This is a genomic window from Brasilonema octagenarum UFV-OR1, assembly GCF_963888615.1.
In the GTDB taxonomy this organism is placed as follows: Bacteria; Cyanobacteriota; Cyanobacteriia; order Cyanobacteriales; family Nostocaceae; genus Brasilonema; species Brasilonema sennae.
The window spans coordinates 1-9,457 of the sequence record NZ_CAWPKW010000138.1 but is presented as its reverse complement, the minus strand read 5'-3'; the positions used below and the strand labels follow the sequence as shown (position 1 = coordinate 9,457).

Genomic DNA, 9,457 nt, shown 5'->3' with positions numbered 1-9,457 from the left:
GATTGGAAAAATAAGCTCCTCTACCAGCATTGATATTAAATTCCTGAAAACTGTGAAACAGGTTCGCCCCACGAGTTGCGCCCCCGTCAATCCTGTCGCTAGGGATGCCCTTAATCTCAACATTGGGAGCAACAACAGAACTTTCCGCACCGAGACTGTTATCAGGAGTGATTTGTGCTCTGGCGACGGCAAGGTAGCTAAGGCTTGCTAGGGTTGCAAGGGGCAAGCAGAAGAAAAATAATGAGTAACGCACCTAATTTTATACCTTAAAAAATATTGTTAAGAGAAGTCGTCAAATGACGGTTATTGAATACTTTTACCACGTTGGGAGACAAAGTTACTTAATTATTGTAAATATAGGAAATAATTGGGCGATTAGAAATCGCTACTACACAAACAAAGTCCACCTACGTGGACTTCATAAAATAACCCGCGCAGGCGGGTTTCGTCTGTATAGCCGCGATTTCTAATCGCCAATATTAAATCAAATTTTACTTTTACATTGGATGTAAAATCTGCGTATTTTCTCACGATTCAATTCGGATTGCTATAGATTATTTCTCTTTTATTAATCATAGCGATCGCCCTACCAAATATACAAAAGCGAGAACAGAATCACCCAAATCCCATCAACAAAGTGCCAGAACAAAGTTGTTGCACTCACACCAAAGTGACCTTTGTTATAATTACCCCGAATAAAAGAACGAATCACCATCAGTATTTGTAGAAGCACACCCACAAGAACGTGCAAACCGTGGAAGCCAGTTAGCACGTAGAATGTCCCCCCAACGAGTCCCGTAGTCAGCCCGAAGTTGAGCTGACTCCACTCAATTGCTTGAGCGATCAAGAAGTAGGTTCCCATAGCTGAAGTGATCAGCCATAACAAACGAAATTTGCGAATTTTGCGACGCTTCAGAGCATTTTCTGCCAATTGAATGACTAAGCTACTGGAAAGGAGCACTAATGTGTTAAAAATCGTAAAACCAGATAATTCTGGTCCGGACACACCAGGTGGTAGCCAGTTGGGAGTCGTCAACCGCAGAGCAATATATGTAAAGAAAAAACTTAAGAAGACGATGCTTTCCGACAGCAGGAAGACGGTAAAACCAAATAGCGTTTTGCCATGCTCGTCATCAGCTTTTCCGCCACCTATCGGTATGAACCGGTGCAGCCAAATCGGTAGATATCGCCGCAACTTATAGAAGTGGATAGGACTTTCATCTAATATTTCTTCTAATAAATGAATAGGATTTTCCATGATTGCTTCTTAGATAAAATTGCAGCTATTCTTGAATGACAGCTTCTGGCGTCGGTTCGGATCTATCGTTGTAGTGGTAGGGCGGTTCGTTTACAACTGGAATTTCGTCAAAGTTCTCCTTTGGAGGCGGTGAAGAAGTTTTCCATTCCAACCCTGTGGCATGCCAGGGATTATCAGATGCTTTAGACCCTAGTAGTAAAGAACCTATCATATTTGCAATAAAGGGCAACGTCGCCATCCCAAGCAAGAACGCCCCAACGCTAACAATAACATTCCATCCTTGATAGCGTGGATCGTAGGAGGAAACTCGGCGCAGCATACCCTGTAAACCTAATGCATGCATGGGGAAAAAAGTCAAGTTGGCACCGATGAAAGTTAATAAGAAATGTACCTTGCCCCAGCCCTCGGCGTACATCTTTCCGGTTATCTTAGGAAACCAGAAGTAAATTGCGGCAAAAATTGCCATCGTGATCGTATTGTGGACGACATAGTGGAAGTGACCCACCACGAAGTAAGTGTTGTTGACGTGAATATCAAATGGCACTGAACTGAGCATGACGCCAGTGACACCACCGAAAATAAACATCACTACACCTCCCAACGCAAACAGCATTGGTGTCAAAAGATGCAGCCTGCCGTTCCAGACTGTAGCAGTCCAAGCGAACACTTTGACACCAGTAGGTATGGCGACCAACATTGAGGAGAGCATGAAGAGTATCCGCATCCAGTCAGGGGTGGCACTGGTGAACATATGGTGTACCCAGACAAAAGTGCTCACTATAGCAATTCCAAATGAGGCGATCGCTACTGACCGATAACCAAACAACGGATTACGGGAAAACGCTGGAAGAATCTCCGAGAAAATACCGAAAGCGGGTAGCGCCATAACGTAAACCGCTGGATGGGAATAGAACCAAAACAGGTGCTGGTAGATGATTGGGTCCCCATTTTGCGACGATTTGAAGAAATTTGTCCCGAAACTGAGGTCAAAAAACAGTAGTATCAATGCGCCGGTGAGGGAGGGCAGGCAAAATAGTTGCAGCATCTGCGCACTCAGAACTGTCCAGACGAATATCGGCATACGGAAGAACGTCATACCTGGGGCGCGCATCCAAACAATGGTGGTGATGAAGTTGATGCCCCCTAAAATTGATGAGATGCCCAGCAGTATGACACTCAAAATCCAAATAAATTGGCCATTGACTAACTTATCCGATAAGTTCTGGAGACTAATGGGTGGGTAAGACCACCAGCCAGCTTGCGCAGGACCACCAGGTAGTAAGAAGCTTGAGAGTAGTAGTATACCTGCTGGGGGAATGATCCAGAAGGCGATCGCATTGAGGAGTGGAAAAGCCATATCCCTTGCCCCAATCATCAGCGGTACTAAGTAGTTGGCAAGACCTGCCATGAACGGGATAATCCACAAAAAGATCATCACCGTGCCGTGTAGCGTGAATAACCCATTGTAAAGGGAGCGATTCACCAGACTTGATTCAGGCGTCACCAGTTCGCCACGAATAATCATAGCCAGCAGCCCGCCGAACAAGAAGAAAATGAAAGTCGTCACCATGTACTGGACACCGATGACTTTATGGTCTTTGCTAAAGCCCAAGTAATCGCGCCAGTTAGGCTTTTCGGACTCGCTAGCCCTACCCATATCTTCAATAGAGTTATTTGTCATCTTCTTTTTCAACTAGGAGGATTTATATCAACCAGTTATCAGTTATCAGTTATCAGTGTTTTTTGGCAACTGTTCGCTGTTAACTGTTAACTGTTAACTGTTTTAAGTTCGATTCTTAACAGTTGACTTACGGGCAGCAGCCTGGGAAAGCCGTATCATCAGATAGCCCAAAAACGGAGCGCAACGGATTGTTCTGGGAGAAATCAGAACGCGTAATTATATCCATCCATTGAGTGGAGTTTGCTGAACTTGTTGAGTTGTCCACCTATTCTCTGCTTGTTTATACGGATCTCTAAACGGGATGCTGATTGAACTACTATGCGACCAGTTGTTGTGCCGTCAATAAAACGAGCAATATCGCCAGTCTTCCAACCATGCTGATAACGCTGCTTAGGTTTGGCGCAGGGAAATCCGAATTTGTTCGTCCGTGTCATTTGTCGTCCGGAACCGACACCCGTTGATTTAATCATCATTGCCTGTTTGGTCTTTAGAATAACTCCTAAGCCAGATTCACAAACACAACAAGCATCGATCCAGTGATCTTTATCGAAACCGTTTTTTATCCGGTTGTATTTAGTACGACCACCAGTACTGGTAGCGATATTTAATCCAGAAATCTTTTTCAAAGATTGGTACAATTTCCATCTTGTTGAGTTAACAGCTGCTGCATCTTTTAATGGTGCTAATCGTACTACTTTTATCTGACGAAGTAAATCCGGCTTCTTTTTTAGGAAGTCTTCAATAGACTTACTCCCTTTTTTTTGATTACAACGAACACAAGTAATGGTCAAGTTACTAATTCTATCGCTGCCACCATTGGACTTTGGGTGAATATGTTCAACCTGCAATGGGACATCTTGCTTGCCACAATAGACACAATTTCTGCCCCACTTGGCTAACAGGTATTCTTTGACTTCATAACCAAAAAGTTTACCTTGCTGGTATTCCTGACCGGTTATTTCTGGGTTTTGCAAAGCTTGAGTGTCAAACCTTACTAATTCCATTACAATACCCGTTACTGGAACATATCTACAAAGTCTTTTTACCCATGTCTCAATTGTTAAGACGCGGTGCATCAGACTTGGAGGAAGCCACATTTGGGTGCGTTTTCTGTTCAAAAAACGTGCTTTTCTGTACCGAGTCTTTCTATTTCTCCTTGACTTCCTAACAGCAGATCTAGACTCTAAATCTGATTTGATTTCTGCGCCTCTATGCTCAAGATTTGCACCCCATACAACTTCGCCATCTTGTACTAAAGCCAGTCCCGTTACTTTGCTATCAGGGTCGATTTTTAACTCTACTGGTCTTAATACGGGATTCTCTACAACAGTTTTTAGTATGAGGGTAAAGGGATACATTCTTATAACTGCCGCTTTTCCACGCATCAGCAGGGTTCTTGCTCGCTTGGGGCGAATTGGGTTTAGTGGTTGCTTGTTTACATCAATAATGAAAACGTAGTTTTGCATTTTATTCCTGTTAGGAACTCATTGGTAATGTTTGCCTCGATCAGTTAATCTCTCGGTACTTTCTCAATAACACTGACGACGCTAATGAACAAATTCGTCTGTTTAATTATTGAGTTGTAGAGCCTGGGACTGGCTTGAATCTAAGTTAATTCGACATCCCAAGGTACGAACTTTAACACTTGTGAGATAACGGCTACTCTTACTTAAGGAGTGATCTGGAGTTGCCCGTATTGCTACGGATTGTTACGGTTTGTACCGTTTAGCAGCAACCCACTGGTTATAAGCTTCGGGAGAGTCAACGTAAACATCCGCCTGCATCAAGGCGAAGTCAGTACCACTGAATTGGGAATCACTCAGCCGATACTTGCCCTCCCGAGTGGGTGATAACACAAGCTCAATTTTGCGGTTGGGGACAATGTCCTGCTTCAAACGGAACTCAGGGACATAAAAACCGTGGATAACGTCCTCCGAATGCAGAGTTAAGGCAGTACGCTGATTAAGCGGCAGATGCAATTCGTTACTGGTAACATTTCCTGGATAACGGAAAGACCAAACCCACTGCTTAGCGATTACTTCAATATTTTGAGAAGCAGGTTTGGGGTTTTCGCTAACTGTGACGGCGTAAGCAGGTTCTTCTATAGGTATGTGCAGGTGTACCACTTGTGTTAAACCAAGGATATCCAATTCCTGATAAATTTTATAGCTTTGGATTGCAAGCCACAACACAAGTACAGTCGGAGCCACTGTCCAGAGAATCTCTAGCCTCGCATCATTCCTAACGGGATGACCATGACTCCAGTCTCCTCTGGGGGCACGGCAAGTAATCATCGAAAACACTATCATACCAGTCAGTCCCAGGAAGATGAACGTTCCTATTGATGCTAGGAAGCTAAAGATCTCATCAACCCGTTTCGCTTCTGCTGTTGCTTGAGGAGGCATCCAAGAGTACGCCTGCTGTCCAACCCAACCGCTGGCAATAAGAATTACTGCTATAAAAGCAGCCAATAGCAGTATGTTTAAAATTTTCCTCATAACAAGCCCCTACACCCTTACTTGAGCAGTACGTTAGGATTTTTTCCTTGTCGCAGCAAATTTCCAGCCGTATTATGAATTCCAAAATCACCGCCCAAGTGTGCCCCTAGCGTTCCGTGGACATAAAGGATACCCATTAGCACAATGCCCACTAACAAATAGCTCCATTGCACCTGCCGAGTTGCATCCTTACGCCAGCGGTAGCGCTGCAATCCTCTCCACACAGTCATAGCAACGATCGCTGCTAACAATAAAATACCACCGACACCGTGCAAAAGCATGGTTGAACCAGCTCCCAATCCCCAAGGACTTTTCACATCAGTTGGTGGATTTGCAAGCAGAATCTCGAAAAAACCTGCTGCAACAGTAAAAAATGTAATCGCCGTACAAGCCAGCAAGTTGTACCAGCCCACATCAAAGAAGCCCGAACGAATAACAGGCAGACTCAAAAATCTCAGGATTGGTTTTTCTAAGGGAAAAAGTGTGCCTGCAATATCAAATAATATACCGATAATGAATAGACCGAGGGTGAGATGCACTAAATTTGGATGTATTGGAATCTGGTAGGGTAATCCGTTGGCACCCAGCTTGAACCACAACTGGTCAATAAGTTGCGAGTTCATTTTAAAATCCCCTGCTTTGCTGCTTCAACGACTGGTTCCACATGCAACCCATAAACCCAAACTAGTTTGCTTCCTAAATATACCTGCAAAGAAACTAAGCAAATCAAAAATGTGGCAGCACCGAGGTAAGCAACTGGCATCTTCAGTGGATCTCGGGCGCGAATGGCAAAGCGCCATGCTGTGATAGCCACAAGGATAGCTGCCAGTGACCAGCCGGTTATTGTGTGTGAATTTAGTATTGGCTGGACTGCTTGATAGGGTTGGGCTAAACCAGCTTCAAACTGACCAAAGATGACGGCTAGGAAAATGGCGATCGCCGCAACAAAGATATTCCAAAAACTCACTTCAAACAAACGGTGGTTGCGAGTAAAATAGCCCACCACATCGCAAAAAAAGGAAAAAAACACCATCGCAATCACGAAATGAACGATGACGGGATGGATGGGATCGGGATATGGTAGGTTATTACTATTGAGAGGCAAAGCAGGCATTGCTTTCTCCTTTGGTGGATTCTAAATTCTTTTTAAATCATTATTTCTTGTTTTTGTCCTCATCTCCTAACATTTTGAGTAATTTTCTTGCAACTAAAACACCTACGACTGCACCACCAACTAACTCAGCTGTCTGCACAACTTTCTTGTTCGCAGTGTTAGGATCAACGTGGTGGCGAAAAATCTGTTCATCTAGCCATTCTTTCGTTGCTTTGAAGTTGTGAACTGGCGTTGGCAGTAGCTCTAAATAAGTTCCTTGACGAATTAAGTGAGCGGCTTCGCCTGTGACTTCAAAAGCGTCGAAAATGTTAGCCGCAGCTTCATTTAACCCAAGTTTTAGCAGAGTACCGCGTAAGCTAACCTTAGCAGTTTTCGGTTCCTTTTCTAAAGCAATGGCTTTAAGGTTGTGGGCAATTGTAGCTCCTAGCTGATATGCAACTTGTGCAGTAGCGGGCATTGATGTATCCTCTACAAAAGCACAATCACCACCTGCAAAAACTTCTGGGAAATCAAACAATTGTAAGGTTTTGGTGACTTTTAATCGACCGTGCTTGTCTCGGTGTTCATCTGAGATTGGCAAGTTTTTGATTAGCGGATTAGTCGCAGTGCCAGCTGTCCAAATTGTAGTGTTTGTTGGCAGCGTAACAGACTTGCCATCGCGCTTATACTCAAGTGTGTTGGGACTAATACCTGTGACTTCTGCCCCCAACAGCATCTCTACTGGTACGGTGCGTTTTTGCAATTGCGTTTCAGCAGTTTCACGTAATTTGCTGTTGACATCGCCCTTAAGAATTTCGTTGCCGTGGTTAATAAGTACTACTCGAATCTCTTGAGGATTGCCTCTGAGTGCTGCATACCAATTCGGTAACAAATCGGCTAAAGTGGCTGCCATTTCCACACCTGAAGCACCACCACCAACGACTGCAAATGTAAGTAATTTTCGACGTTGTTCTGGATCTTCGGTTTGGGCGGCTTTTCGCAAACAGTCATGCAAATGTCGGTCGATAGCGATCGCATCTTTTTCGGTCCAAAAAGGTAGAGCATACTCTTTTGCCCCCTCGACGCCAAAGTAGCCACTTACACTACCTAAAGCTAATACCAAATTGCTGTAATCGTAGCAGGTTCCTGAAGTTAACTTAACTTGTCGTTGATGCAAGTCAATTGATTCCACTGTATCTTGAACAAAAATCACACCGCTTCCTTTGAGCAATTCTGTAAAACGCGGCAATACCTGAAAGGCATCCATCTCACCACTAAAATACTCATACAGTAATGGCTTAAAGCAAAAGCGTTCGTTGCTATCAATTAAGATCACAGAGCGAGGATAGTGTTCGTGGGCAAGCTGCAACGCTGTAAAAAGCCCAGTAAAGCCACCGCCTAAAACAACTGTTTGATAAACTGGATTATTCATAAAACAATTTTTCTCCATTCTTTTGTTCGCAGATACGTTGATTGATAAACTGCTCTGCTATAACGTTAAAAAGAAAACAATCAAAATCACACTGAGGGTAACAGCGAATAAGATAGCGTATTCGACTCTGCGACTAAAATATCCAATCACAGCAATCAGGGCGATCACAAAAGCGAAAATGCCTAGATATTGTCCCTTTTGTAAGCCTTTAGCAATCAAAGGATCATTTTGAGTACCTGGTGGCGGAGTTTCTTGAATTCTGCCTTCATACTGTTTTTGGGGTTGCAACTCTTGCGTTGGTAAAGCCATAAAATTATTTCCTACAAAAAACTAACCAACTTACCATTCTTTAAATAGTGCCTATTTTACCTGCATCCTGTGAATTCCATGATGACTGACTATAACAGTCCCATATGAATCTAATCGTCAATACACTTAAGAATGCAAAGGTATTATTAGACAACGCAATTTTTTTTCATACTCATATGTTTGTACTAGACACTGTTGTTTTATATTTTTATAAGACCACATATCATGTTTATTTTTTATTGATAAGAAACCATAAAAATACTATCTAAAGAGTGATTTTTGGAAGACATTAAAAAGTAAACTTGATTATCTTACAGTATAATATATTTTGATTTATTCCTATCGCCGCAGAAAAGTCACATATTTGCCATATAAAATTCATAGATTGAAACACTCTTTACCAAGTGTTAAACAATCAGATTCAGAATACAAGTGCGGCGGGTAACGTCTGTAGTAAGGTTTTTTTACAGCGTTGATAGCAGAAAGCCCATCTCAAGTAAAATTGGGATTGTTTAGTATATTGAAATATTTCACTCTCCTATGCAACCATCCAAGCTTCAACCAACGGCTACTATTCTCAAAGCCGAGTGGAATGACTTGATTGTCGAGTACGCTTGTTTGGAAGTGGTCGGAAATTTTGACTTTGCGATGCCCAAAGACGCTATCAGTGTAGCATTTTCTCCCCATGAGCGTGTTGCTTGGTCGGTGGATGGGGGTCAAACACAAACCACCGCCTTGCCTCCTGGAAGCGTGTTTGTATATTCATCCCGTGAGTTTGTATGGCATCGCCGGGAAAAGGAGGGCAAATATGTGAATATAATGCTAGATCAGCGCTTGCTCAACCAACTGGCAGCCGAGAACGGACTTTCTACTCCCATCGAGTTGGAACACCGCGTGATTTTTCCAGATCCAACTATCATGCATATCGCACAGTTATTGAAATCAGAGGTGATCAGTGGCGGTTTGGCGGGCAACTTGTATCTCAAGTAGCTGCGAAACTTACTAGCAGTGCATCTGCTGCGGAACTACAGTGGAGTAGTGCGGTGGGCGGCTCTGCCGACTTGTAGCATCTGGCGTGTCTCCCCAAGTGAAGCAACTGCCGTAAGCGCAAAGCGCACGCCAAGGGCGAACGCGTAAGCGCAAGCGCACGAATCGAGCGTTCGCGCAGCGTCTCCGTAGGAGATAC

Annotated in this window: 10 protein-coding genes and 1 pseudogene; 1 reads left to right on the top strand and 10 read right to left on the bottom strand. The window is 43.5% G+C overall.

Annotation, left to right across the window (positions count from 1 at the left end):
• From AC5590_RS09180 to AC5590_RS09140, 9 genes and pseudogenes are all read right to left on the bottom strand, one after another.
• Positions 1–253 (bottom strand): annotated as a pseudogene (locus AC5590_RS09180) (hypothetical protein); the annotation flags it as partial.
• A 333-nt stretch (positions 254–586) separates the two neighbouring features.
• Complete coding sequence (locus tag AC5590_RS09175) at positions 587–1,258, bottom strand: cytochrome c oxidase subunit 3 (RefSeq protein ID WP_169268560.1); 672 nt, start codon at positions 1,256–1,258, stop codon at positions 587–589.
• 25 nt (positions 1,259–1,283) lie between these two features.
• Positions 1,284–2,939, bottom strand: coding sequence for a cytochrome c oxidase subunit I (gene ctaD / locus AC5590_RS09170; protein ID WP_169268559.1), 1,656 nt, complete (start codon positions 2,937–2,939; stop codon positions 1,284–1,286).
• Between the two features lie 203 nt (positions 2,940–3,142).
• On the bottom strand, positions 3,143–4,405 hold the full coding sequence (gene iscB, locus AC5590_RS09165; RefSeq protein WP_169268558.1) for an RNA-guided endonuclease IscB: 1,263 nt from the start codon (positions 4,403–4,405) through the stop codon (positions 3,143–3,145).
• Between the two features lie 243 nt (positions 4,406–4,648).
• Positions 4,649–5,437 (bottom strand): cytochrome c oxidase subunit II, encoded by a 789-nt coding sequence (locus AC5590_RS09160; RefSeq protein WP_169268557.1) that lies wholly within the window; start codon positions 5,435–5,437, stop codon positions 4,649–4,651.
• A gap of 17 nt (positions 5,438–5,454) precedes the next feature.
• Complete coding sequence (locus AC5590_RS09155) at positions 5,455–6,060, bottom strand: DUF2231 domain-containing protein (RefSeq protein ID WP_169268556.1); 606 nt, start codon at positions 6,058–6,060, stop codon at positions 5,455–5,457.
• Positions 6,057–6,551 (bottom strand): DUF2231 domain-containing protein, encoded by a 495-nt coding sequence (locus tag AC5590_RS09150; protein WP_169268555.1) that lies wholly within the window; start codon positions 6,549–6,551, stop codon positions 6,057–6,059. Before AC5590_RS09150 ends, AC5590_RS09155 begins: the two co-directional genes overlap by 4 nt.
• Before the next feature lie 40 nt (positions 6,552–6,591).
• Positions 6,592–7,962, bottom strand: a complete 1,371-nt coding sequence (locus AC5590_RS09145) for an NAD(P)/FAD-dependent oxidoreductase (RefSeq protein ID WP_169268554.1) — start codon at positions 7,960–7,962, stop codon at positions 6,592–6,594.
• Positions 7,963–8,019: 57 nt separating this feature from the next.
• Entirely contained in the window at positions 8,020–8,271 is a 252-nt protein-coding gene (locus AC5590_RS09140) for a hypothetical protein (RefSeq protein WP_169268553.1), read from the bottom strand.
• Positions 8,272–8,811: 540 nt separating this feature from the next.
• Here AC5590_RS09140 and AC5590_RS09135 point away from each other — a divergent pair.
• Positions 8,812–9,261, top strand: a complete 450-nt coding sequence (locus tag AC5590_RS09135) for a hypothetical protein (protein WP_169268552.1) — start codon at positions 8,812–8,814, stop codon at positions 9,259–9,261.
• Here AC5590_RS09135 and AC5590_RS09130 read toward each other — a convergent pair.
• Positions 9,254–9,457 (bottom strand): hypothetical protein (locus AC5590_RS09130; protein WP_211178753.1); only part of this gene is annotated, 204 nt, incomplete at its 5' end. The genes AC5590_RS09135 and AC5590_RS09130 overlap by 8 nt on opposite strands.